The organism is Ruegeria sp. BHSC026, assembly GCF_059613065.1.
In genome coordinates, this window is record NZ_JBXWRV010000009.1 from 57474 (window position 1) to 79426 (window position 21953).

At 64.3% G+C, this 21953-nt stretch carries 29 protein-coding genes; 21 read left to right on the plus strand and 8 right to left on the minus strand.

All coding sequences use genetic code 11. The annotated features are described in order from the left end of the window. The first annotated feature begins 212 nt into the window (after positions 1-212). Entirely contained in the window at positions 213-548 is a 336-nt protein-coding gene (locus AC2FME_RS12520) for an ArsR/SmtB family transcription factor (RefSeq protein WP_496679344.1), read from the plus strand. Here the strand turns inward: AC2FME_RS12520 and AC2FME_RS12525 are convergent. The 3 genes from AC2FME_RS12525 to AC2FME_RS12535 all read right to left on the minus strand — a co-directional run bounded on the left by AC2FME_RS12525 (position 545) and on the right by AC2FME_RS12535 (position 2824). Further along, the gene (locus AC2FME_RS12525) at positions 545-958 is read right to left on the minus strand and encodes a universal stress protein (protein WP_496688760.1); all 414 of its coding nucleotides are present in this window, start codon (positions 956-958) and stop codon (positions 545-547) included. The two genes, AC2FME_RS12520 and AC2FME_RS12525, sit on opposite strands and share 4 nt — an antisense overlap. Positions 959-1034: 76 nt before the next feature. Continuing rightward, positions 1035-1949 carry a DMT family transporter gene (locus tag AC2FME_RS12530; protein WP_496688758.1) on the minus strand — a complete coding sequence of 305 codons (915 nt, stop codon included), beginning with the start codon at positions 1947-1949 and terminating at the stop codon, positions 1035-1037. Then, a complete protein-coding gene (locus tag AC2FME_RS12535; RefSeq protein WP_496800585.1) occupies positions 1946-2824 on the minus strand; it encodes a LysR family transcriptional regulator in 879 nt (292 codons plus the stop codon). The genes AC2FME_RS12530 and AC2FME_RS12535 overlap by 4 nt, the downstream gene beginning before the upstream one ends. A gap of 121 nt (positions 2825-2945) precedes the next feature. Between AC2FME_RS12535 and AC2FME_RS12540 the strand changes: the two genes are divergently transcribed. Beyond that, complete coding sequence (locus AC2FME_RS12540) at positions 2946-3527, plus strand: FMN-dependent NADH-azoreductase (protein WP_496688756.1); 582 nt, start codon at positions 2946-2948, stop codon at positions 3525-3527. 70 nt (positions 3528-3597) lie between these two features. Here the strand turns inward: AC2FME_RS12540 and AC2FME_RS12545 are convergent, their stop codons facing one another. Beyond that, complete coding sequence (locus AC2FME_RS12545) at positions 3598-4128, minus strand: prolyl-tRNA synthetase associated domain-containing protein (protein WP_496800586.1); 531 nt, start codon at positions 4126-4128, stop codon at positions 3598-3600. A gap of 258 nt (positions 4129-4386) precedes the next feature. On the opposite strand from AC2FME_RS12545, the gene ffh reads away from it, so the two are divergent. The 10 genes from ffh (at position 4387) to trmD (ending at position 10737) form a co-directional block, all read left to right on the plus strand. After that, entirely contained in the window at positions 4387-5895 is a 1509-nt protein-coding gene (gene ffh, locus AC2FME_RS12550) for a signal recognition particle protein (protein ID WP_496800587.1), read from the plus strand. Then, positions 5896-6504: a GNAT family N-acetyltransferase gene (locus AC2FME_RS12555; RefSeq protein WP_496800588.1), complete on the plus strand. Its 609-nt coding sequence runs from the start codon at positions 5896-5898 to the stop codon at positions 6502-6504. Further along, positions 6501-7052 (plus strand): GNAT family N-acetyltransferase, encoded by a 552-nt coding sequence (locus AC2FME_RS12560; protein WP_496800589.1) that lies wholly within the window; start codon positions 6501-6503, stop codon positions 7050-7052. Before AC2FME_RS12555 ends, AC2FME_RS12560 begins: the two co-directional genes overlap by 4 nt. Beyond that, complete coding sequence (locus AC2FME_RS12565; RefSeq protein WP_496800590.1) at positions 7049-7345, plus strand: chorismate mutase; 297 nt, start codon at positions 7049-7051, stop codon at positions 7343-7345. Before AC2FME_RS12560 ends, AC2FME_RS12565 begins: the two co-directional genes overlap by 4 nt. A gap of 99 nt (positions 7346-7444) precedes the next feature. Beyond that, positions 7445-7822, plus strand: a complete 378-nt coding sequence (gene rpsP / locus AC2FME_RS12570) for a 30S ribosomal protein S16 (RefSeq protein WP_496679359.1) — start codon at positions 7445-7447, stop codon at positions 7820-7822. 12 nt (positions 7823-7834) lie between these two features. Then, on the plus strand, positions 7835-8470 hold the full coding sequence (bluB, locus tag AC2FME_RS12575) for a 5,6-dimethylbenzimidazole synthase (RefSeq protein WP_496711202.1): 636 nt from the start codon (positions 7835-7837) through the stop codon (positions 8468-8470). Between the two features lie 6 nt (positions 8471-8476). After that, positions 8477-8626: a hypothetical protein gene (locus AC2FME_RS12580; RefSeq protein WP_496679363.1), complete on the plus strand. Its 150-nt coding sequence runs from the start codon at positions 8477-8479 to the stop codon at positions 8624-8626. Then, positions 8619-9122, plus strand: a complete 504-nt coding sequence (rimM, locus tag AC2FME_RS12585) for a ribosome maturation factor RimM (protein WP_496679364.1) — start codon at positions 8619-8621, stop codon at positions 9120-9122. The genes AC2FME_RS12580 and rimM overlap by 8 nt, the downstream gene beginning before the upstream one ends. Beyond that, positions 9122-9937: a hypothetical protein gene (locus AC2FME_RS12590; RefSeq protein WP_496711201.1), complete on the plus strand. Its 816-nt coding sequence runs from the start codon at positions 9122-9124 to the stop codon at positions 9935-9937. The genes rimM and AC2FME_RS12590 overlap by 1 nt, the downstream gene beginning before the upstream one ends. Beyond that, a complete protein-coding gene (trmD, locus tag AC2FME_RS12595) occupies positions 9934-10737 on the plus strand; it encodes a tRNA (guanosine(37)-N1)-methyltransferase TrmD (protein ID WP_496800591.1) in 804 nt (267 codons plus the stop codon). Before AC2FME_RS12590 ends, trmD begins: the two co-directional genes overlap by 4 nt. Here trmD and AC2FME_RS12600 read toward each other — a convergent pair. Further along, positions 10734-11537, minus strand: coding sequence for a glycoside hydrolase family 25 protein (locus tag AC2FME_RS12600; RefSeq protein ID WP_496711199.1), 804 nt, complete (start codon positions 11535-11537; stop codon positions 10734-10736). The two genes, trmD and AC2FME_RS12600, sit on opposite strands and share 4 nt — an antisense overlap. Before the next feature lie 380 nt (positions 11538-11917). On the opposite strand from AC2FME_RS12600, the gene rplS reads away from it, so the two are divergent. Continuing rightward, positions 11918-12307, plus strand: coding sequence for a 50S ribosomal protein L19 (gene rplS, locus AC2FME_RS12605; RefSeq protein WP_496679371.1), 390 nt, complete (start codon positions 11918-11920; stop codon positions 12305-12307). A gap of 11 nt (positions 12308-12318) precedes the next feature. Next, positions 12319-12540, plus strand: a complete 222-nt coding sequence (rpmE, locus tag AC2FME_RS12610) for a 50S ribosomal protein L31 (RefSeq protein ID WP_496679373.1) — start codon at positions 12319-12321, stop codon at positions 12538-12540. 59 nt (positions 12541-12599) lie between these two features. Here rpmE and AC2FME_RS12615 read toward each other — a convergent pair whose 3' ends face one another. Further along, the gene (locus tag AC2FME_RS12615) at positions 12600-12917 is read right to left on the minus strand and encodes a Dabb family protein (protein WP_496800592.1); all 318 of its coding nucleotides are present in this window, start codon (positions 12915-12917) and stop codon (positions 12600-12602) included. Between the two features lie 188 nt (positions 12918-13105). Between AC2FME_RS12615 and AC2FME_RS12620 the strand changes: the two genes are divergently transcribed. Further along, positions 13106-13915, plus strand: a complete 810-nt coding sequence (locus AC2FME_RS12620) for a division plane positioning ATPase MipZ (RefSeq protein ID WP_496800593.1) — start codon at positions 13106-13108, stop codon at positions 13913-13915. Here the strand turns inward: AC2FME_RS12620 and AC2FME_RS12625 are convergent. Then, entirely contained in the window at positions 13912-15144 is a 1233-nt protein-coding gene (locus AC2FME_RS12625; RefSeq protein WP_496688736.1) for an adenylate/guanylate cyclase domain-containing protein, read from the minus strand. The two genes, AC2FME_RS12620 and AC2FME_RS12625, sit on opposite strands and share 4 nt — an antisense overlap. Before the next feature lie 60 nt (positions 15145-15204). Continuing rightward, the gene (locus tag AC2FME_RS12630) at positions 15205-15657 is read right to left on the minus strand and encodes a MarR family winged helix-turn-helix transcriptional regulator (protein ID WP_496711197.1); all 453 of its coding nucleotides are present in this window, start codon (positions 15655-15657) and stop codon (positions 15205-15207) included. A gap of 56 nt (positions 15658-15713) precedes the next feature. On the opposite strand from AC2FME_RS12630, the gene hmgA reads away from it, so the two are divergent. The 6 genes from hmgA to maiA all read left to right on the plus strand — a co-directional run bounded on the left by hmgA (position 15714) and on the right by maiA (position 21906). Then, positions 15714-17069 (plus strand): homogentisate 1,2-dioxygenase, encoded by a 1356-nt coding sequence (hmgA, locus tag AC2FME_RS12635; protein ID WP_149776335.1) that lies wholly within the window; start codon positions 15714-15716, stop codon positions 17067-17069. A gap of 42 nt (positions 17070-17111) precedes the next feature. Next, positions 17112-18368 (plus strand): fumarylacetoacetase, encoded by a 1257-nt coding sequence (gene fahA / locus AC2FME_RS12640; RefSeq protein ID WP_496800594.1) that lies wholly within the window; start codon positions 17112-17114, stop codon positions 18366-18368. A gap of 10 nt (positions 18369-18378) precedes the next feature. Then, complete coding sequence (locus tag AC2FME_RS12645) at positions 18379-19329, plus strand: MBL fold metallo-hydrolase (protein WP_496688732.1); 951 nt, start codon at positions 18379-18381, stop codon at positions 19327-19329. 134 nt (positions 19330-19463) lie between these two features. Continuing rightward, complete coding sequence (locus AC2FME_RS12650; RefSeq protein ID WP_496679389.1) at positions 19464-21074, plus strand: FAD-dependent oxidoreductase; 1611 nt, start codon at positions 19464-19466, stop codon at positions 21072-21074. Between the two features lie 5 nt (positions 21075-21079). Next, complete coding sequence (locus tag AC2FME_RS12655) at positions 21080-21271, plus strand: DUF2783 domain-containing protein (RefSeq protein WP_149776332.1); 192 nt, start codon at positions 21080-21082, stop codon at positions 21269-21271. Next, positions 21268-21906 carry a maleylacetoacetate isomerase gene (gene maiA / locus AC2FME_RS12660; protein WP_496679391.1) on the plus strand — a complete coding sequence of 213 codons (639 nt, stop codon included), beginning with the start codon at positions 21268-21270 and terminating at the stop codon, positions 21904-21906. The genes AC2FME_RS12655 and maiA overlap by 4 nt, the downstream gene beginning before the upstream one ends. Positions 21907-21953 lie beyond the last annotated feature (47 nt).

A 21953-nucleotide genomic window follows, 5' to 3' on the forward strand; every position in this document is an offset into this window, starting at 1 on the left:
TCTTGGCGCAGTTGCTAAGCGGCACGCGGCGCAGAGTCAACGGCCTTGATGGACCCAATCGCCGCAGCTCAAGACTTTGTTTTTTCATAACTTTTCTCGCATCTGCCAGTCTCACCGTCCGAGCATCGGGTCCGCGTCAGCCCCAAAAGCCCTGAATCCGCATATTCAACCAAATGGTTGACCAAACTTTCCCGCTGTGGTTCAGCGGGGTCATGTCCGATGACCTCGATACCGTCTTTGCGGCCCTGGCCGACCCCACGCGGCGCGCAATTCTGGCGATGCTGCTCGAGGATGACATGGCCGTCACCGACGTGGCCGAGCCGTTCGAGATGTCGCTGGCGGCGATCTCGAAACACCTGACGATTCTGACCCGGGCCGGGCTGATCAGCCAGGAGAAGCGCGGCCGGGTGAAATGGTGCAAGCTGGAACCCGACTCCCTGCGCGCGGCCTCGGTCTGGATGCAAGGGTTCGGGCAGTTCGAACCGGTCAATCTGGACGCGTTCGAGCGGTTCCTGGAAAACCAGTTGTCCGCGGGTGACGAGGCCTAGCGCACCACGAAGACCGACATGCTGGCATGTTTGGCCAGGTATCCGGCATGGCTGGACAGGATGAAATCGGTGATCCGCGGCGCATGGGTGCCGATTACGATCAGGTCGGCGCCGATCTCTTCGGCGGTGCGGGCCAGATCGCCATCGACCTCGGCCGCCACGTCCACCGAATGGATATTGCGGAAATCGACCCCGCCGCCGCTGGCTTGGGACAGCTCGTCCGCCAGATCGGACAGATGATCGTGGATCGCGCTTTCGGTCTGGGTCGGGTCACCGGGCTGGTTGCTGGTGACACTGACGATGGTGATCCGGGCCCCCTGCCATCGGGCGACTTGGGCCGCAACCTCGGCGGCTTTGCGCACTTCGGGCGGCAAGTGCAGATCGACGGGAAACATGATGTGCTTGAACATGGGACACCTCCTTGACCTTGTATCAGCCTAGCCGAGCCGCGCGGTCTGCCCCTTGATCTGCCTCAACAGGTAGGCGTCAGCGCGCCACGGGCTGCCGGTCGGCGCGTCGCAGATCGTCGCCCTTCAGCAGCAGCACAAGGGCCAGGATCGTCAGCCCGATTCCCACCAGCACCAAAAGGTCCGGCGCCGGCTGGCCCAGCGCGATCTGCCAGATGATCACCCAGCTTGGCGTCAGGTAGGTATAGGCCATGACCTTGGCCGATGGCAGCAGCAGCGTTGCATATTGCAACAGAACGAAGGTGGCCGCGCTGGCGCAGATGGCGACATAGAGCAGGCCGATCCAGACGATCGCCGGCAGGTTGGCCCAGTCGGTCGCGCGGATGTCGGACCAGCCGAACACCGTCAGCACCGCGCACCCGGCCAACAACGTGCCGAAAGTGAACACGACCGGCGGCTCGCCCCGGTTCAGCTTGCGCACCATGGGCGTATAGATCGCATGGGCCACGCAGCCCCAGAAATAGATGATCTCGCCCTGCCCGATCTCGAAGGCGCGAAAGGCCAGCCAATCGGCGCGGAACACCACCCACAGCGCGCCAACCGCGCCCACGCTCAACGCCAGGGCCATGTGCGGGGTGGTGATCTGACGCAGCAACACCCAACCCGCCACCGCCGACAGGATCGGCGTCAGGGTGAACACCGCCGCCGCGCTGACCGGCGGCGCGGTTTTCAGCCCGTAGAACATCAGCACGAAATAGGCCGAGAACAGCCCGCCCAGCACCAGATACCGCCAAGGCGCGCGCGCCGCGCTGCGCGGCAGGCCGGTCGTCATCAGCGCCGCGATGCCGATCACCACGCCGGCAATCGCGAACCGCGCGGCGTTCAGCGCCGCCGGCGCGATCTCGTTGGCAATCATCGAGCCTAGCGAGAAACTGCCCGCCACCAGCGCCGAGAACACCAGCATGGCCAGATGGCCACGCGCCTGCGGGCTCATGGCAGCCAGTCCTTGGCCTGCTCCTTGAGGAATTTCAAGAAGGTCTGCACCTTGTTGGTGCGGTGCAGATCCACATGGGTCACCAGCCACAGATTTCCGGCCCATTCCGGCAGCGGCTCCATCACCTCCTGCAACTGCGGATGGCGGGCGGCCTCCCAGCGGGCCATGAAGCCGATCCCCGCCCCGGCCAGTACCGCCTCGGCCACGGTGAAGTTGTTGGAGCAGCGGAAGGTGATCGCCTCGGCCGGGACATTGGCGCGCAGCCAGCGCGAAAAGGGCGCGCGGCTGTTCTCGTCATCCGCCCCGACGAAGGCGTGGTTGGGGAAATCCTCGACGCCCGCAGGCAGGCCGTGCCGCGCGATGTAGTCCTGACTGGCATACAGCCCCACCTCTTGCGTCATGAAGGGCTGCACAACATTGTCCGGCTGGTCGGGGGCCGCACCGGCACGGATGGCCACATGCGCCTCGCCATATTCCAGGCGGAACAGGCGGTCGCCGGTCAGATAGCGCACGATCAGGTCGGGATGGTCCTGCTGGAACGCGGTCAGCGTGGGCACCACCAGCGGCGCCAGCGAGGCGAGCGAAGTCACCACCAGCTCGCCCGAGACATCGTCTCCGCGCCCCTTCAGCCGCCCGACCAGCTGGTTGAACTGATCCTCGGTGGCCTGGGCCACACGCAGCAGATCCTCGCCCGCCTCGGTCGGGGTGTAGCCGCGCGCGTGGCGTTGGAACAGCTTGACCTTCAGCCGGGCCTCGATCGCGTCGATATGGCGGATCACCGTGGCGTGGTGCACCCCCAGAACCTCGGCCGCGCCGCTGACCGTGCCCATACGCGCAACCTGATAGGCGGTGCGGACCTCGTCCCAATTGTCCATGACAAAACCAATTCTGTGCAATTTCCAACAATGCCTGTTGAATTATCCCAGTTTCGTTCGCTCACGCAATACTCATATTGGGTTCAGACGCAAAATCCGAAGCCTGAGAAGGACACACACCATGACAAAGACCATCCTGCACATCGACGCCTCGGCCCGCCGCACCGGCTCGGCCACCCGCGACCTGTCGGCCCGCATCGTCCAGCACCTGGGCGCCAACCGCATCATCCGCCGCGACCTGGCCACCCCCCTGCCCTTGCTGACCGAGGACTGGATCACCGCAAACTTCACCCCCGCCGATCAACGCGACGCCACCCAGCGCGACCTGCTGGCCCTGTCGGACGAGTTGGTCAAGGAACTGCAGCAGGCCGACACGGTGGTGATCGGGCTGCCGATCTACAATTTCTCGGTCCCCGCCGCCTTCAAGGCCTGGATCGACCTGGTCGCCCGCGCGGGGCTGACGTTTTCATATACCGAGAACGGCCCCAAGGGCCTGCTGGAGGGCAAGCGCGCCATCCTCGCCATCGCTTCGGGCGGAACCGCCGTGGGGTCCGAGATCGACTTTGCAACCGGATACGCCCGCCATGTTCTGGGCTTCATCGGCATCCACGACGTGGATGTGGTGGCCGCCGACCGCATGGCCCTGGACCCGGAAGCCGCGCTGAGCAACGCGCAGAAAGCCGTCGCCGAACTGGCCGCATGATGCAACCGGGCGCCGCCGGTGGCGCCCGGTATTCCACTCTCCGTGAGGCGCGCTCGGACGGGCGCGCCTTTCAGGGCAGCCAGGTGACCTCGCACCCGATACGGTCGAAGAAGGCCATCAGGTCGTCGCGCGCCATGGCCACCGTCCGGTCGTTGACCAATGGATGCATATAGATCACGTCCGCGCGCCGCGCCGCGTCGTCCATGAAGAACCGTACACCGTTGCCCACACCGTTGATCATCGCCAGCGGGCTGACCGCGCCGGGACGGATGCCAAGGTTCTGCATCAGCCGATCCGCCGACCCGAAGGACAGGTTGCCCACCCCCAGTTCGGCGCCCAGCGCCTTGAGGTCGATCTCGCGGCTCTGTTCCAGCGTCACCAGGTAGTTCCGCTTTTTCTTGTCGCGCAGATACATGTTCTTGAGCCGCAACGCGTTTTCACCCGGCACCATGAACTGGTCCTCGACCGCCTTCGACTCTTCGACCGTCCGTAGCGGGACGTGGCTGTGCAGGCGATAGGGCAGCCCCCAATCGTCCAACTGCGCCAGCAGTGCATCGGAACTGAGTGGCAATGTGTCCTGAAAGGCGGATGAGGCGTCCATGGTCTTCTCCCGAATATCGCGCCAGTCATGGCCGACGGGGCAAGACGATGCAACCCGGCAAGCGCGGATGGTTGACTCAGGCAGCCAATGGGCCTAAACGCCAACGCAACATCCGGAAGCGTCTGTTCTTCCGGTCCCTTGAGTCGTTCAGGGATCGCCCCCCACCAGCGAGTTTCGCCCGTGGGGGCGTTTGTGCATTGACTCGTCCGCCCCTATCTATGGGGCGCCAACCGACAACCGGCGAAGGAGGCCGAAGGCATGTTTGAAAATCTATCCGAACGCCTCTCTGGCGTCTTTGACCGGCTGACCAAACAGGGCGCCCTGTCCGAGGAAGACGTCAAGACCGCCCTGCGCGAGGTTCGCGTGGCGCTGCTCGAGGCCGACGTGTCGCTGCCGGTGGCGCGTGCGTTCGTCAAGAGGGTGCAGGAACAGGCGACCGGCCAGGCGGTGACCAAGTCGATTACGCCGGGCCAGCAGGTCGTCAAGATTGTGCATGATGCGCTGGTCGATACCCTGCGCGGCGAGGAAGACCCCGGCAAGCTGAAAATCGACAACCCGCCCGCCCCGATCCTGATGGTCGGCCTGCAGGGCTCGGGTAAAACCACCACCACCGGTAAGCTGGCGAAGCGCCTGAAAGAGAAAGAGGGCAAGAAGGTCCTGATGGCCTCGCTGGACGTCTACCGCCCGGCGGCGATGGACCAGCTGGCGGTGCTGGGCACCCAGATCGGGGTGGACACCCTGCCGATCGTGCCGGGGCAGAAGCCGGTGGATATCGCCAAGCGCGCCAAACAGCAGGCCACGCTGGGCGGCTATGACGTCTACATGCTGGATACCGCGGGCCGTCTGCATATCGACGAAGTCCTGATGGACGAGGTCGAGCAGGTCCGCAACGTGGTCGACCCGCGCGAGACCCTGCTGGTGGTCGACGGTCTGACCGGTCAGGTCGCCGTAGAGGTCGCCGAGGAGTTCGACGCCAAGGTCGGCATCACGGGCGTGGTCCTGACCCGGATGGACGGTGACGGCCGCGGCGGCGCGGCGCTGTCGATGCGCGCAGTGACCGGCAAGCCCATCCGCTTCGTCGGTCTGGGCGAGAAGATGGATGCGCTGGAAACCTTCGAGCCCGACCGCATCGCGGGCCGGATCCTGGGCATGGGCGACATCGTGGCCCTGGTCGAAAAAGCCCAGGAGACCATGGAGCTCGAGCAGACCGAGCGCATGATGAAGCGCATGATGAAGGGTCAGTTCAACATGAACGACCTGAAGATGCAGCTGGAACAGATGATCCAGATGGGCGGCATGCAAGGCATGATGGGCATGATGCCGGGCATGGGCAAGATGGCCAAGCAGATGGATCAGGCCGGGTTGGACGACCGGATCCTGCGCCAGCAGATCGCCATGATCCAGTCGATGACCAAGAAGGAACGCGCCAACCCCGCGCTGCTGCAGGCCAGCCGCAAGAAACGCATCGCGGCTGGTTCGGGCATGGAGGTCAGCGACGTCAACAAGCTGCTCAAGATGCACCGACAGATGTCGGACATGATGAAGAAGATGGGCAAGATGGGCAAAGGCAAGATGCTGAAACAGGCCATGAAGGGCATGTTCGGCAAAGGCGGGCCCAGCCCCGAGGAAATGGCCGCCGGCATGGACCCCAAGGCGCTGGAAGCCGCGGCCAAGGCGATGGGCGGCAAGGTGCCCGGCGGCATGCCCGGCATGGGCGGCGGCATGGCCCTGCCCCCCGGCCTGAGCGGATTCGGAAAGAAGAAGTAAGTGACCGCGCCCGTCGCATATCCCTGGGAGGCTCCGGCCTCCGGCCCCGCTGCCGCCCTGTCGGCGCGGCTGGCGGCGGACTTGCCGCAGCTGGAGACCGCGCGGCTTGTGCTGCGCGCGCCGCGGATCGGGGATTTCGACACCTATGCCGACATCCTGACGTCGAACCGCGCCGAACACATGGACGGCCCGTTTGACCGGCAGGCGGCCTGGCTGGATTTCTCGCAATACGTCGCGGGCTGGCTGCTGCGTGGCGCGGGAATGTGGGCCATCGAGGACCGTGCAGGCGGTCAGGTGCTGGGCTTCGTGTCGATCGGCATGGAATTCGGCGACCGCGAGCACGTGTTGGGCTATTTGCTGACCGAAGCCGCCAAAGGGCGTGGCATCGCAACCGAAGCGGCCGAAGCCGCCCGCGACTTTGCACTGGGTCCGCAGGCCCTGCCGTCACTGGTCAGCTATGTAGACCTCGACAACGCGGCCTCGGCCCGCGTGGCCGAGCGTCTGGGCGCCCAGCGCGACCTGCAGGCCGAGGCCGGGTTCGGCGAGCCGGTTCTGGTCTATCGCCACCTGCCCGGCGACGGCGATGGCGGGATGGAGGCCTACGCATGACGACCTTCGCCATCCCGACCCTTGAGACCGAGCGCCTGATCCTGCGGGCGCCGCATCTGGACGACCTGCCGGCCATGACCGCCTTCTACGAGACCGAGCGCAGCCGCATGGTGGGCGGGCCAAGGGATGCGGCAGACTGCTGGAGCGTGCTGGCGAACCGTCTGGGCCACTGGGCGCTGCGTGGCTATGGCCTGTGGCACCTGACCGAAAAGTCCAGCGGCGCTTTCGTGGGCTGGACCGGCATGATCTATGTACCCGGCTGGGACGAACCCGAGCTGGGCTGGACCCTGATGGAACAGGCCGAGGGCAAGGGGCTGGGCTTTGAGGCCGCGCAGGCCGCCCGCGACCACGCGGCGCGCCATCAGGGACTGAACGGCGTCATCAGCTATATCGCCCAAGCCAATAACCGCTCGCGCGCTCTGGCACAGCGCCTCGGCGCGACCTACGAGCGCGAGGGCGAAGTGCTGGGCAAGTCCGCACAGATCTGGCGGCACCCGAAACTCGACACGTCAACGACCGATCTGAACACCGAAAGGACCGGCCAATGAACAATCCCGTGACGCGGGCCGCGGCCTTGCTGAAAGACCACCGCGAAAGCATCGACCGGCTGGACGCGATCCTGGTCTATACGCTGGCCGAGCGGTTCAAGCACACCCAGGCCGTTGGCAAGCTCAAGGCCGAACACGACCTTCCCCCGTCCGATCCCTCGCGCGAGGCCGCGCAGATCGCACGGCTTGAAGAACTGGCGAAAGAGGCGGATCTGGACCCCGATTTTGCCAAGGCTTTCCTGAATTTCATAATTCAGGAAGTCATTCGACACCACAAGAAACACCAGAAGTGAACCCGAGGTTCAACAAACACCAGAAGTGAACCCGAGGTTCAGCAAACACCAGAAATAGCCGGAGCAATCCGGCCAACGCCATCCAAAGGAGATACCACAATGGCAATGAAAATTCGTCTGGCTCGTGGCGGCTCGAAAAAGCGCCCCTTCTACCGCATCGTTGCAGCGGACAGCCGCATGCCGCGTGACGGCCGCTTCATCGAGAAGCTGGGCACCTACAACCCGCTGCTGCCGAAAGACAGCGAAGAGCGCGTGAAGATGAACATGGAGCGCATCCAGTACTGGCTGGACCAGGGCGCGCAACCGACCGACCGGATCGCCCGCATGCTGGAAGCCGCCGGCGCCAAGGAGAAGACCGAGCGCAACAACCCCAAGAAGGGCACCCCGGGCAAGAAAGCCCAGGAGCGCGCCGAAGAAAAGGCCGCAAAGGCAGCCGAAGCCGCTGCTCCGGCAGAAGAAGCCGCTGCAGAAGAATAAACAGGCGGGCGCGTGCAGGATCAGGCCTTTACCGACGAATTCCGCACGCAGTTCGATCTGTTGATGCGGCTCCGGCGCGACGTGCGCCGGTTCCGCACCGACGCGGTGGACGAGGCAGTGCTGACGCGCTGCCTCGACGCGTTTCAGCTGGCCCCTTCGGTGGGTCTGAGCGAACCCTGGCGCGTGATCCGCGTCGAAAGCGACGCGGCCCGTACCGCGGCGCTGGAGAATTTCAAGGCCGCCAATGACGCCGCGCTTGCGGGCTATTTCGGCGACCGGGCGCATCTGTACAGCCAGTTGAAGCTATCGGGTATGCAAGAGGCTCCGGTGCAGCTGGCGGTGTTCTGCGATGACGCCACCGACAAGGGCCAGGGGCTGGGCGCGGGCACCATGCCCGAAATGCGCCGCTATTCGGTGGTCTCGGCCGTCACTTTGTTTTGGCTGGCGCTGCGCGCGCATGGGATGGGGTTGGGCTGGGTTTCGATCCTCGATCCCGACCGGCTGGCCCGCGACCTGTCGGTGCCCGACGACTGGCGGCTGATCGGCTATTTCTGCGTGGGCTGGCCCGAGGAAAGCTCGGACACGCCCGAGTTGGAAACTCTGGGCTGGGAAGCCCGCCGCGGCAGCCTGCCGGTGGACGTGCGGTAGGATGCCATGTTCGGATTGATACGCCTTCCCATCCTGTTGCTGATCGCCTTTATTGTGGGCGTGTTCTTTGAACGCAGCAATCAACGCGAAGTCTGCGCCGAAATCGGCCGGTGGATGAACGGAACTTGTGTGACGACGGAAATGCCCAATGACTGATCTGATCTGTGTCGGCAGCATCGCCGGGTCCTTCGGCGTACGCGGCGAGGTCCGCCTGAAAAGCTATTGCGCGGTTCCCGAGGATATTGAGAACTACTCCCCCCTGACCGACGAGACCGGCACCGAGCGCTATCCGCTGATCATCACGCGCGCAATCAAGAACGGGTTTGCCGCGCGCCTGGGCGGGGTCGAGACCAAGGAGCAGGCTGACGCCCTGAAGGGGCTGCGCCTTTTTGCCCGGCGCGATCAGTTGCCGTCGCTGCCGGATGACGAATTCTATCACGCCGACCTGATCGGGCTTGAGGTCTATGACACCGGCGGCACCCTGCTGGGCAAGGTCAAGTCAGTGCAGAACCACGGCGCCGACGACCTGCTGGAACTGCACGGGCCGGGGCTGAAAACCACCGTTCTGCTGCCCTTCACAAAGGCGGCAGTACCCACGGTTGACCTTGAGGCCGGCCGCATCGTCGCCGACCCGCCCGAAGGGCTGCTGTGATGCGGCGCATCCTGCTGCATCTGGGCCTGCACAAGACGGGCACCACGGCGGCCCAGTCGTTTCTGTTCGAAAACCGCGAACTCATCTGGCCACACCACGCGTTGGTGCTGCCCTATGTCACCCGCAAGCGCGGGTTGTCCGAGGCGGCCACCCGCCATTCGCTCTATGGCACGGTGGGCACGCTGGCCGAGTTCGGTTCGCAGTTTCATGCCCTTCTCGACTCGCTGGATTTCGGCGAAAAGCGCGGGCTGGTGCTGAGCGAGGAGAATTTCGCCGGGCTTCGGCCTAGTCGCAATCCGGCGGTGGGCTATGACGCGGCGCCCGAACTGGCGGCCTGCATCGTGGACATGGTGCGCAACCGGCTGGCGGGGGATCCGCTGGACATCACCGTCTATCTGTCGCTGCGCCAGCGCGGCAGCTGGTTGCGCAGCCTGTGGGCACACGACCTTCAGCGCACCCGGCTGGTTCTGGATTTCGACGCCTTCCGCGACAAGCTGGCCGACCTGCCCTCGCCCCAGCAGACCGCCGAAGCGATCCGCGACCGGCTGCCTTCGGTCCGCGTGCAGACGGAATGGCTGGAAGAACTGCGCGAACGCCCGTTTGGCCCCGGCACGCCCTTCGCCGAATTCCTGAACCTGCCGCGCGAAAAGGCCGCGCAGCTGATCACGCCGACCCGGTCCAACCCCGCCCTGCCCGAGGCCACGTTGAAGGCGATGCTGGATCTGAACCGATCGGGGCTGGACGAGGCGGCGCTGGTCCGGCAGAAGGCCCGCATCGTCGAAGACGCCCGGAACAGCCTGACCCCTCAGCCATGACGGACAAACCCGCCAAATCCCACGGCCGCAAGGCCATCCGCCCCACCCTGAAGCCGCGCGAGCTGTTGACGCCCACGCCGGACCTGTACGGCGTGTGGAAGGCCAAGGTGATCACGCTGTTCCCCTCGGCCTTTCCCGGTGTTCTGGGCGAAAGCCTGACCGGCAAGGCCCTGCAAGACGGGCTTTGGCAGCTGGAAACCGTCGATTTGCGACAGTTCGGCATCGGCAAGCATCGCAATGTCGACGACACGCCCGCTGGCGGCGGCGCCGGCATGGTGCTGCGCGCCGACGTGCTGGGCGCGGCGATCGAACACACGATGGACGGCGTGCGGGGCAACTGGCCGTTGGTCTATCTCAGCCCGCGCGGCCGCCGGATGGACCAGCGCATGATGCAGAATTTCGCCCGCTGCGACGGCCTGACCCTGCTGTGCGGCCGGTTCGAAGGCGTGGATGAACGGGTGCTGGAGCACTACGGCATCCAAGAGGTCTCGCTGGGCGATTTCGTGATGACCGGCGGCGAGATCGCCGCGCAGGCGCTGATCGACGCCACCGTCCGGCTGCTTCCCGGCGTTCTGGGCAACCAGGCCTCGGCCGAGGAGGAGAGCTTTGCCTCGGGGCTGCTGGAACACCCGCAATATACCCGCCCGGCCGAATGGAAAGGCCGCCCGATCCCCGAGGTCCTGATGTCGGGCCATCACGGCCGCATCGCCGAATGGCGGCAGCAGATGTCGGAACAGATCACCCGCGAACGCCGCCCCGATCTTTGGGCTTCCTATCGCAAGGAACAGGGCGAGGACTAGGGCCCGCCGGCCTTCCACCGCGTCCACAGATCGGGCGAGCCGTTGAAGGCGTTGATGTCCACCCGCCCCTGCACGCCCGGCACAAGCCCGGTGCCCGTGTACTGCCAGAACCGCCAGACCGCCCGGGGATAGACATTGCGCGGATGCCCCGCGACCGAGCGCAGCCAAAACTCGGTCTTGGGCAGTCGGCCAATGCTAGTGTCCGCGTAGAAATCGACCGTGGTGTAGACGATCGGCCGGCGGCCGTAGTGACGTTCGAGGATATCAAGGAACCGCTGCGCCTCGGCCCGGACGGTCTTGCCGTCGGGGCGCAAGGTGCAGGTTTTCGAATGCGGCGTCCACTCCATGTCGAGCACATGCGGCAGGTCGGCCCCACGCGGCACGTTGCGGATGAACCATCGGGCCTGCTCGGCCGCCGGACGACAGAAATAGTAGTAGTGATAGGCGCCCCAGGGCACACCCGCCGCCGCCGCGCCGCTGCTGTGGTTTTCGAACATCGGGTCGGCCACGTCGCCGCCCTCGGTCGCCTTGATGAAGACAAAGCTGATGCCCGCGGCCTTGGCTTGGCGCCAGTCGATCTGGCCCTGCCAGCGCGACACGTCCAGCCCGTGAACGGGATAATGCTCTGGTCGGCGGCGGTCCCAGTCATGCGGGTCGGCATCGGCAAAGGCTGGATACAGGGCCTGCGGCGCCGAGCGGTCGTACCCGGCCGGCAGGTCGGTCACCTGCGGCGCGGGCGTGCGGCGTCCGCAAGACAGCAGCAACAGGCCGATGGCCACACCGAGTATGACTTTGCGCATCCTATCGTCCTGCCTCAGATAACGTTGCCCGATTATCACCAGCATGCCTGAGTGCCCGAATATCGCAACATTTGCGTTCCACGGCGGCGGATTTTCACCGCTGCGCCAGTTAAACCCGGTGAATCGGGCTTGATCTACCTCCGCGAATTGCCTAAACGAGCGCAATCCGGTGGCGCCCTGCGGCGACTCCGGTGTTTTGGTTTGTGTCGCAGGATCGCACCCGGCTTTCTTCGGATCGGGGAAGCTGCACACGAAACCGCACGGAAGGAACAGTCGACCTGATCTCTGGCGGGCTGCGCAAGCGGGACCCGGGGAAGACCAAGAGCTCTCGGGCCGTGCCAACTTCGTGGACCAACCACGAGCAGATAGGAGTACCTGCGATGGACCTGATCGCACAGCTTGAGGCGGAACAGATTGCCGCCTTGGGGAAAGAGATCCCCGATTTCAAAGCCGGTGACACCATCCGTGTCGGCTACAAGGTGACCGAAGGCTCGCGCACCCGCGTGCAGAACTACGAAGGCGTCTGCATCGCGCGCAAGAACGGCAATGGCATTGCCGGTTCGTTCACCGTCCGCAAGATTTCGTTCGGCGAAGGCGTGGAACGCGTGTTCCCGCTGTATTCGACCAACATCGACAGCATCACCGTTGTCCGCCGCGGCCGCGTCCGCCGCGCCAAACTGTACTACCTGCGCTCGCGCCGCGGCAAATCGGCCCGGATCGCAGAGGTCACCAACTACAAGCCCAAGGCTGACGCCGAGGCCGAAGCGTAAGGAGCGGACCCATGAAAAAAGACATCCACCCCGATTACCACATCATCGACGTTAAGATGACCGACGGCACCGTGGTTCAGATGAAATCCACCTGGGGCGCCGAGGGCGACCAGCTGGCCCTGGAAATCGACCCGTCCTCGCACCCGGCTTGGACCGGCGGTTCGTCGCGCTTGATGGACGCGGGCGGCCGTGTGTCGAAATTCAAGAAGAAATACGAAGGTCTGGGCTTCTGATCCCACGCTATCGCGTTTCAAGGCCGTCCCGTCGGGACGGCCTTTTTTGTTTGTGTGGCTCAATTGTCGGGCACGTCCAGATCGAACACGATGATCCCCTCGGCTCCATTCTCGCACAATGCACACAGTTGGCCGCCCAATTGCCGATGCACCGGATGTTCTGCATAGACACGCAGCGCCTCGGCATCGGCAAACCGGATCACGAAGCCGTCGCGCCAGGCCTGCGACTTTCCCTCAAAATCGCGGTTGGGGCCATAGTCGAACCCAATCGCGCCGGCCAACTCGGCGCACAAATCCGAGAGCCGTTGCACCACATCCCGACGCGCCTGCTGCGGCGCGTCGGTGCGAAAGGTGAAGAAAACGCAGTGCAGGATCATCGGCCGTCCCTTTCTCTGACGCGCGGGTGGTCGGGTCGTCTTCGGTGGTCCAAGGCGTCCGCCTCCAAATGACAGTGCCTGATCTTGACGCAGGAAGCCGATTCGACCGCTTTCCTTTGGCGCACACACAACATATAGTGGCTGCAAACAACGTGTAGTCAAACACGACGGAACCGGGGAACACTGGCATGGCACATATCATCGTGGTGGGGAACGAAAAGGGCGGCGCAGGCAAATCGACCGTCTCCATGCATGTTGCCACCGCGCTGGCGCGGCTGGGACACAAGGTCAGCACGCTGGATCTGGATCTGCGGCAGCGCAGCCTGGGCCGGTATTTCGAGAACCGGCGCAATTTTATGGCCCACGAGCATCTGGACCTGCCCAGCCCGCGCCACCACGACCTGCCCGAGATCGACGCAAGCAAGCTCAAACCCGGCGAGAATATCTATGACCACCGCCTGTCCGCCGCCGTGGCCGAGCTGGAAAGCGACAGCGATTTTATCCTGATCGACTGCCCCGGGTCACACACAAGGCTGAGCCAGGTGGCCCATTCGCTGGCCGACACGCTGATCACGCCGCTGAACGACAGTTTCATTGATTTCGACCTTCTGGCGCGGATCGACTCGAAGGGCGAAAAGATCCTCGGCCCCTCGGTCTATTCCGAGATGGTGTGGAACGCCCGGCAACTTCGGGCGCAGGCAGGGCTGAAGCCCATAGACTGGGTCGTGGTGCGCAACCGCGTGGGCACCCAGCGCATGGTCAACAAGGAAAAGATGCAGCGCGCCATCGAGATGCTGTCGAAACGGATCGGCTTCCGCGTTGCCTCGGGCTTTTCCGAGCGTGTGATCTTTCGCGAACTGTTCCCGCGCGGGCTGACTCTGCTGGACCTCAAGGATGTCGGGGTGAAACAGCTCAACATCTCGAATATCGCCGCCCGGCAGGAGTTGCGCGACATGATGCGCGAGCTGAACCTGCCAGGGGTCGAGATCGATTTCTAAGCCGTCGGCGCGTAGATCGTGAACAGCTCTTTGGGCTCGGGAACGCCGCGCAGCATGTAGCGCCCGACCGAGATCAGTTCCTGTTCGCAGGGCTGAGCGGCGCGGGCAACGTCATCCGAGATCAAGATACGCCGGTCTAGCGACCGGTGCATGCCTGCGATGCGCGCAGCCTGGTTCACTGCTGGTCCGATCACGGTGAAATCCAGCCGGCTTTCAGCGCCGATATTGCCATACAGGATTTCGCCCGAATGCAGGGCAAGGGTGAAATTGGCGATCGGTAAGCCGGCGGCGGCCCGTTCCGCGTTGAGCACCGCAATGCGCTCTTGCAGAACAGTCACAGCGGCCAGCGCGGCGCGGGCGTCCTCGTCAATCTCGCCCACGTCGAACATGGCCATCAGACCGTCGCCCATGAATTTCAGGATATTGCCGCCACAGCCCTGAACGACCTCGACCGCCACGGCCAGATAGTCGTTCAGCATTGCGATGATGTCCGACCCGGGAAGGCGTTCGGCGAGGCCGGTAAAGCCCTCCAGGTCGAAATTCCAGATCACGGCGTCGATCTGCTGCAACGATCCGCGCCGGATTTCCCCCGACAACACGCGCCGACCCGCATCCCCCCCCAAATAGACGCGCAGCAGATCCTGCGCCATTTTTCGGTTCGAGGCCGATTTCAAGGCCAGCCCCAGATGCGGCAGGGCATATCGGATCAGATCCAGGTGAATTTCCTCGAACCCCTCGGCATGGTCCGTCGTCCAGGACATCAGAACGCCCTCGGGCATCTGGTCCAGGGCAATCCGGTTTTCGGGCTCGACCTTCTGCAGAACCAGACCGGATGCAAAGTAATCGGTGGCACCTTTCTGATGCAACTCGTTCAGAAACGGAAATCGGCTGGGTTCGTTCTGGTCTTTCAACCTTTCACGCAGCTCCTTCGCCCCGCTCTGCAGCATCGCGTAGAGCGGGCTTGAAACCCACTGATCGGGCAATTCCTCGCGGTGCTCGTAATTCTCGACGCTGCCCCCTTCGTCCCGGTACCAGTTGAAACCGGTGCCGCCATAAATGGGGTGATAGGCGCTCTGGGCGGCGTGAAACCGCATCAGGGGAACGCCCGCATCCACAAGCCGCAGGCAATAGCCTTCGAGTATTTCCGACTGTTCGGCCCCTTCCAGCCCCCGGTCCAGCAACCATCCAATCAGGTCATCGGCGCGGGCTTTGGGGTCGGTGGATGGCATCTTGGGGCTCCGTCTGGTCTGACCCCCCACTTGGGGGTTATGGGGCCAGAATACCAGAGGTCAGTCCATCCCGGCCAGCCGCCGCAGCATCATCCGCAACAGCGCCGCCTCGCCCGTGGTGAACATGCCCGCCAGCCGGGCGTCATAGTCGCGGGCGATGTCGCGCAATTCGCGGTACACCGCCAGACCGGCGGGGGTCAGGGTCAGCCGCTCCATCCGGCGGTCGTTTTCGTCGCGGGTGCGCCGCAGGTATCGGCGCTGTTCCAGCTTATGCACCGCGCGACTGATCTTGGTCTTGTGCATCTTGGCACGTTCCCCGATCTGCTTGGCGGTCATCTCTCCGTAGTTGCCCAGGTGGAATAACACGCGCCATTCGGTGCGCAGCATCCCATAGCGGTTCTTGTAGACCTTCTGGAAATCCAACGAGCTTTCCTCGGCCGCCTGGTTGAGCAGGAAGGGCAGGAAATTTCGCAGGTCGAAGTCATCTTTTTCGGAGGAATCTGGCTGTGTCATGGTTGTTAGTTACAAAATCAACTATTATCCGACAAGCAGCAAACGGAGGAACCCAGATGAATCGTCCGACTGACCCGCACGCTCTGACCCAAGCCAGCACGCCCGTTGGCACCCACGCAGGCTATATGCCCGGCTTTGGAAATGACTTTGAAACCGAGGCGCTGCCGGGCGCACTACCGCAGGGCATGAACAGCCCGCAAAAATGCAACTATGGCCTTTACGGCGAACAGCTCAGCGGCACCGCCTTCACCGCCAACCCGCCCGAGCGCACCTGGTGCTATCGCATCCGGCCGTCGGTCAAGCATTCGCACCGCTATGAAAAGATCGACCTGCCCTATTGGAAAAGCGCCCCGAATGTCGATCCGGACGTGATCAGCCTGGGCCAGTACCGCTGGGACGCGGTGCCCCATTCCGACCAACCACTGACCTGGCTGACTGGCATGCGCACCATGACCACCGCCGGGGACGTGAACACCCAGGTCGGCATGGCCAGCCATATCTATCTGGTCACCGAATCGATGGTGGACGACTATTTCTTCTCGGCCGATTCCGAGCTGCTGGTGGTGCCGCAGGAAGGCCGCCTGCGCTTTGCGACCGAGCTGGGCATCATCGACCTGGAACCCAAGGAGATCGCCATCATCCCGCGCGGGCTGGTGTACCGGGTCGAGGTGCTGGAAGGCCCCTGCCGCGGCTTCGTCTGCGAGAACTACGGCCAGAAATTCGAGCTGCCGGGCCGCGGCCCGATCGGCGCAAACTGCATGGCCAACCCGCGCGACTTCAAGGCGCCCGTGGCCGCGTTCGAAGATCGCGAAGTGCCCTCGACCGTGACGATCAAGTGGTGCGGCCAGTTCCACACCACCAAGATCGGCCACAGCCCGCTGGACGTGGTGGCCTGGCACGGCAACTACGCGCCGTACAAATACGACCTGCGGACCTATTGCCCGGTCGGAGCCATCCTGTTCGACCACCCCGATCCGTCAATCTTTACCGTGCTGACCGCGCCCTCGGGCGTACCGGGCACGGCCAATATCGATTTCGTCCTGTTCCGCGAACGCTGGATGGTGATGGAGGACACGTTCCGCCCGCCGTGGTACCACAAGAACATCATGTCCGAGCTGATGGGCAATATTTATGGCCAGTACGACGCCAAGCCGCAGGGCTTCGTGCCGGGCGGCATGAGCCTGCACAATATGATGATCCCGCATGGCCCCGACAAGGAAGCCTTTGAAAAGGCGTCCAACGCCAATCTGGGGCCGGACAAGTTGGACAACACCATGTCCTTCATGTTCGAGACCCGCTTTCCGCAGCACCTGACCGCCTTTGCCGCGAACGAGGCGCCGCTGCAGGATGACTACATCGATTGCTGGACGGACCTGGAAAAGAAATTCGACGGTACGCCCGGCAAGAAATGACACCGGTGGCCCCACGGCCACCGCACCGCACAAGGAAACGCAATGCCTTTGATGAAATCTTGGGTGGCCTCGGCCAATGACGCGAACCACCCTTTTCCGCTGAACAACCTGCCTTATGGCGTCTTTTCGACCGCAGGGTCCGAGCCGCGCTGCGGTGTGGCCATCGGGGACATGATCCTTGACGTGTCCGCCGCCGAGGCCGAAGGGCTGATCACGCTGGGCGACGAGCCGCTGTTCGATCTGCCCTTCTGGAACCCGCTGATGGAACAGGGGCCGGCCGTCTGGGCCGCGCTGCGCGAGCGGCTGACCGCCATGCTGGCGAAGGGATCGAAAGAACAGGACAAGGTCGAACCGCTGCTGGTTCCGCAAGCCGAGGCCCAACTGCACATGCCCTTTGCCGTCAGCGAATACACCGATTTCTACGCGGGCAAGCACCACGCCATGAACGTCGGCACCATGTTCCGCGGCCCGGAAAACGCGCTGCCGCCCAACTGGCTGCACATCCCCATCGGCTACAACGGCCGGGCCTCGTCGGTGGTGGTTTCGGGCACCGATATCCGCCGCCCCTGGGGGCAGTTGAAATCGCCCGACCACGATCGCCCCGCCTTCCTGCCCAGCCGCCGTTTCGACATCGAACTGGAGATGGGGGCCATCGTCGGCACCCCGTCCGACGGCCCGATCACCGTGCAGGAGGCCGACGACCACATCTTTGGCTATGTCCTGCTGAACGACTGGTCGGCGCGCGACATCCAGGCCTGGGAATACCAGCCGCTTGGCCCGTTCCAGGCCAAGGCCACCGCCACCTCGATTTCGCCTTGGATCGTGACCAAGGCCGCGCTGGACCCCTTCCGCTGCGACACACCCGCGCGTGAGGTCGAACTGCTGGACCACCTCAAGGATTGTGGCCCGATGCTCTATGACATCGAGCTGGAGGTGACGATGGCGCCCGCGGGCAAACCGGCGACCACCATCGCCCGCACCAACTACAAGGAAATGTATTATTCCTCGGCGCAGCAACTGGCGCACCACACCACTTCGGGCTGCCCGATGAACGTGGGCGACCTGCTCGGCTCGGGCACCATCTCGGGGCCGACGAAGGACAGCCGCGGCTCATTGCTGGAACTTAGCTGGGGCGGCAAGGAGCCGATCACGCTGGAGACCGGAGAAACCCGCAGCTTCATCGAGGACGGCGACACACTGACCCTCAAAGGCGCCGCCCGGGGCGACGGCTATACGATCGGCTTCGGCGACTGCACCGGCACGGTGCTGCCCGCCCTTGAAGACCCATACGCACGATAAGGAGCGCCACATGGCCAAGGCATTCGCGTCCCAGGGGGACATGACCGAAAAGAAAATCTCGTTCACCGAGGTGGGTGAAGGTCTGTACGCCTTCACCGCCGAGGGCGACCCGAACTCGGGCGTGATCATCGGCGATGACAGCGTGATGGTGGTCGAGGCCCAGGCCACGCCGCGCCTGGCGCAGAAGGTGATCGACTGCATCCGGTCCGTAACCGACAAGCCGATCACCCATGTGGCGCTGACCCATTACCACGCGGTCCGCGTGCTGGGCGCCAGCGCCTTCGGCGCGCAACAGATCATCATGTCGGACATGGCCCGCGCCATGGTCGTCGAGCGCGGTCAAGAGGACTGGGACAGCGAGTTCCAGCGCTTTCCGCGCCTGTTCGAAGGGCATGAAAGCATCCCCGGCCTGACCTGGCCCACCACCACGTTCAGCGATACGATGACGGTCTATCTGGGCAACCGCCGGGTCGATCTGATGCATCTGGGGCGGGCGCATACAGCTGGCGACATCGTGATCCACGTGCCCGACCAGAACGTGATGTTCACCGGCGACATCGTCGAATATCACTCGGCCTGCTATTGCGGCGACGGGCATTTCGGCGACTGGGGCGACACGCTGGATCAGATCCAGTGGTTCGACGTGGATGCCATCGCGCCGGGGCGCGGCGATGCGCTGGTCGGCAAGGAAATGGTGAATGCCGCCATCGAGAACACCCGCGACTTCGTCGAAAGCACCTATCGCCCGGCGGCAAAGGTGGCCGCGCGCGGCGGCAGCCTGAAAGAGGCCTGGGACGCAGTGCGGGCGGAGTGCGATCCGAAATTCTCGGACTATGCCATCTACGAGCACTGCCTGCCCTTCAACGTGGCCCGTGCCTATGACGAGGCGCGCGGCATCGACACCCCGCGCATCTGGACCGCCCAGCGCGATCTGGAGATGTGGGAGGCCCTGCAGGGCTAAGAAATGGCCCGGCGACTTGATCCAGATCGTGTCGCCGGCCTGAAAACGATGCAACCATGGAGGAGAGCCATCGGCGCCCCGCGCCGGTGGGCGGAGGTTGTGCGCCCGGCGCACAGAACTTGGGGAGAGAGCCCATGAACAAGATTTTTGAACAGCCGCTCTATGCCTATGCCCGCAGCCCCGATCAGGATGCCCCCACCCCGGTGCGGCATCAGGTGATCGTGATCGGCGCGGGCCCGGTCGGGCTGGCTGCCGCCATCGATCTGGCCCAGCAGGGCGTCGAGGTGGTGGTGCTGGACGACAACGACAAGGTCAGTTTCGGCAGCCGCGCAATCTGTTTCGCCCAGCGCACGCTGGAAATCGCCGACCGGCTGGGTTGCGCCCGCCCGATGGTGGACAAGGGCGTGCTGTGGAACACGGGCAAGGTGTTTTTCGACGACCGCAAGGTCTATGAATTCAACCTGCAGCCCGATGAGGGCTATGCCCATCCGGCCTTCATCAACCTTCAGCAATACTACTTTGAGCAGTTCATGGTCGAACGGGTCCGCGAGTTACAGGCCCAGGGCGTACCGATCGAGATCCGTGGCCGCAACAAGGTCGAGGCGATCGGCACCCATGACGACCACGTCAAGCTCGAGGTGGAAACGCCCGAGGGGTCGTACACCGTCGAGGCGGACTGGCTGATCGCCTGTGACGGGGCAAACTCACCCACCCGCCGGATGCTGGGGCTGGATTTCGTGGGCCGCGTGTTCGAGGACAACTTCCTGATCGCCGATGTGGTCATGGAGGCCGATTTCCCGTCCGAGCGCTGGTTCTGGTTCGACCCGCCCTTCAACCGCGGCCAGTCGGCGCTGCTGCACAAACAGCCCGACAACGTCTGGCGCATCGACCTGCAACTGGGCTGGGACATCGACAAGGAACGGGAAAAGCGCCCCGAAAACGTGATCCCGCGCCTCAAGGCGATGCTGGGCGAGGATGTCCAGTTCGAGCTGGAATGGGTCAGCATCTATACCTTCCAGTGCCGCCGGATGGAAAAATTCCGCCACGGCCGCGTCCTGTTTGCTGGCGACAGCGCCCATCAGGTCAGCCCCTTCGGCGCGCGTGGGGCCAATTCGGGCCTGCAGGACACCGACAACCTGTGTTGGAAGCTGAAGATGGTCCTTGACGGCACCGCGCCCGACAGACTGCTGGACAGCTATGATGTCGAGCGCATCCATGGCGCGGACGAGAACATCCTGAACTCGACCCGCTCGACCGATTTCATCACGCCGAAATCGGAAATGTCACGCATCCTGCGCGACGCGGTTCTGGACCTGAGCGAACATTACGAGTTCGCCCGCCCGCTGGTGAATTCCGGCCGGCTGAGCGTGCCCTGCACTTATGACGGCTCGCCGCTGAATTCGGCCGATGCGCTGAATGGTCCGGCCGAAACGCGCCCCGGCTCGCCCTGCCCCGATGCTCCGCTGGGGGATGCGTTCCTGTTGCCCAAGCTGGCGGGCAAGTTCACCCTGTTGACCATCGACGCCGACGCCCCAGACAGGATCGAGGAAGAGGGCGTGATGGTCGAGCGGCTGGCGCTGTCGGTCAAGGATGACCGGACGCTGGCGCTGAAGCGGCGGTATCTGGGCGACGCGGCAGGCGCGGTCTATCTGATCCGGCCCGACCAGCATGTGGCGGCGCGGCGCGACAGCTATGAAGACAACGCGTTCCGGCAGGCGATCCGCCGGGCCATCGGCAAGGAGTAGGCACAATGGATGAACTGATCCTCACCCCGAATATCGACGGCGCGGATGATTTCTATGCCGATCTACTGGCCGCGCACGACGGTCTGGACAAGGCCGAAAGCGATGCGCTGAATGCGCGGCTGGTGCTGGTGCTGGCCAATCACATCGGTGACCGGACCATCCTGAAACAGGCAATCGACGCGGCCAAAGCCCGATGAGTGACGTCGTCCTGTATGACTACTGGCGGTCCTCGGCCAGCTACCGGGTGCGCATCGCGTTGAACCTGGCCGGGATCGCCTATCGCGCGCAGACCGTCGATCTGGTCAAGGGCGAGCAGACCGCGCCCGCACATCTGGCCCGCAACCCGCAGGGCTTTGTGCCGGTGCTCGAAATCGACGGCGTGCAGCTGACCCAGTCGCTGGCCATTCTGGACTATCTCGACCGGACGCGGGCCCTGAACCTGCTGCCGGACGAACCGGTTGCCCGGGCCAAGGCGCAGGCGCTGGCCCAATCCATTGCAGTGGATCTGCACCCGGTCTGCAACCTGAAGGTCGCCCGCCACGCCACGCAGTTGAGCGGCGGACGGGGCGACATGCCCGGCGACTGGATGCGCCATTTCATCCGCCCCGGCCTGATGGCCTTTGAGGCGATGCTGGCCGAGTTCGAACAAGCCCCCTATTGCACGGGACCGGCGCCCGGGCTGGCCGATCTGTGCCTGATCCCGCAGATGTACAACGCCCGGCGCTGGCAGGTCGATCTGTCGGACATGCCGCGCATTCTGGCGGTCGAGGCGACCTGTGCCGACCACCCCGCCTTTGCAGCGGCCCACCCGGACGCCCACGCGCCAGGCTGAGCCGCGCACAGGGTCTGTGTGCCGATGCGTCTGTGCACCGGCGCCGA

Bases quoted from the DNA above. Each gene is read 5' to 3' on its own strand.
- AC2FME_RS12520 (WP_496679344.1), top strand. From the start codon at position 213: ATGTCCGATGACCTCGATACCGTCTTTGCGGCCCTGGCCGACCCCACG.
- AC2FME_RS12525 (WP_496688760.1), bottom strand. From the start codon at position 958: ATGTTCAAGCACATCATGTTTCCCGTCGATCTGCACTTGCCGCCCGAA.
- AC2FME_RS12530 (WP_496688758.1), bottom strand. From the start codon at position 1,949: ATGAGCCCGCAGGCGCGTGGCCATCTGGCCATGCTGGTGTTCTCGGCG.
- AC2FME_RS12535 (WP_496800585.1), bottom strand. From the start codon at position 2,824: ATGGACAATTGGGACGAGGTCCGCACCGCCTATCAGGTTGCGCGTATG.
- AC2FME_RS12540 (WP_496688756.1), top strand. From the start codon at position 2,946: ATGACAAAGACCATCCTGCACATCGACGCCTCGGCCCGCCGCACCGGC.
- AC2FME_RS12545 (WP_496800586.1), bottom strand. From the start codon at position 4,128: ATGGACGCCTCATCCGCCTTTCAGGACACATTGCCACTCAGTTCCGAT.
- ffh (WP_496800587.1), top strand. From the start codon at position 4,387: ATGTTTGAAAATCTATCCGAACGCCTCTCTGGCGTCTTTGACCGGCTG.
- AC2FME_RS12560 (WP_496800589.1), top strand. From the start codon at position 6,501: ATGACGACCTTCGCCATCCCGACCCTTGAGACCGAGCGCCTGATCCTG.
- AC2FME_RS12565 (WP_496800590.1), top strand. From the start codon at position 7,049: ATGAACAATCCCGTGACGCGGGCCGCGGCCTTGCTGAAAGACCACCGC.
- rpsP (WP_496679359.1), top strand. From the start codon at position 7,445: ATGGCAATGAAAATTCGTCTGGCTCGTGGCGGCTCGAAAAAGCGCCCC.
- AC2FME_RS12580 (WP_496679363.1), top strand. From the start codon at position 8,477: ATGTTCGGATTGATACGCCTTCCCATCCTGTTGCTGATCGCCTTTATT.
- rimM (WP_496679364.1), top strand. From the start codon at position 8,619: ATGACTGATCTGATCTGTGTCGGCAGCATCGCCGGGTCCTTCGGCGTA.
- AC2FME_RS12590 (WP_496711201.1), top strand. From the start codon at position 9,122: ATGCGGCGCATCCTGCTGCATCTGGGCCTGCACAAGACGGGCACCACG.
- trmD (WP_496800591.1), top strand. From the start codon at position 9,934: ATGACGGACAAACCCGCCAAATCCCACGGCCGCAAGGCCATCCGCCCC.
- AC2FME_RS12600 (WP_496711199.1), bottom strand. From the start codon at position 11,537: ATGCGCAAAGTCATACTCGGTGTGGCCATCGGCCTGTTGCTGCTGTCT.
- rplS (WP_496679371.1), top strand. From the start codon at position 11,918: ATGGACCTGATCGCACAGCTTGAGGCGGAACAGATTGCCGCCTTGGGG.
- rpmE (WP_496679373.1), top strand. From the start codon at position 12,319: ATGAAAAAAGACATCCACCCCGATTACCACATCATCGACGTTAAGATG.
- AC2FME_RS12615 (WP_496800592.1), bottom strand. From the start codon at position 12,917: ATGATCCTGCACTGCGTTTTCTTCACCTTTCGCACCGACGCGCCGCAG.
- AC2FME_RS12620 (WP_496800593.1), top strand. From the start codon at position 13,106: ATGGCACATATCATCGTGGTGGGGAACGAAAAGGGCGGCGCAGGCAAA.
- AC2FME_RS12625 (WP_496688736.1), bottom strand. From the start codon at position 15,144: ATGCCATCCACCGACCCCAAAGCCCGCGCCGATGACCTGATTGGATGG.
- AC2FME_RS12630 (WP_496711197.1), bottom strand. From the start codon at position 15,657: ATGACACAGCCAGATTCCTCCGAAAAAGATGACTTCGACCTGCGAAAT.
- hmgA (WP_149776335.1), top strand. From the start codon at position 15,714: ATGAATCGTCCGACTGACCCGCACGCTCTGACCCAAGCCAGCACGCCC.
- fahA (WP_496800594.1), top strand. From the start codon at position 17,112: ATGCCTTTGATGAAATCTTGGGTGGCCTCGGCCAATGACGCGAACCAC.
- AC2FME_RS12645 (WP_496688732.1), top strand. From the start codon at position 18,379: ATGGCCAAGGCATTCGCGTCCCAGGGGGACATGACCGAAAAGAAAATC.
- AC2FME_RS12650 (WP_496679389.1), top strand. From the start codon at position 19,464: ATGAACAAGATTTTTGAACAGCCGCTCTATGCCTATGCCCGCAGCCCC.
- AC2FME_RS12655 (WP_149776332.1), top strand. From the start codon at position 21,080: ATGGATGAACTGATCCTCACCCCGAATATCGACGGCGCGGATGATTTC.
- maiA (WP_496679391.1), top strand. From the start codon at position 21,268: ATGAGTGACGTCGTCCTGTATGACTACTGGCGGTCCTCGGCCAGCTAC.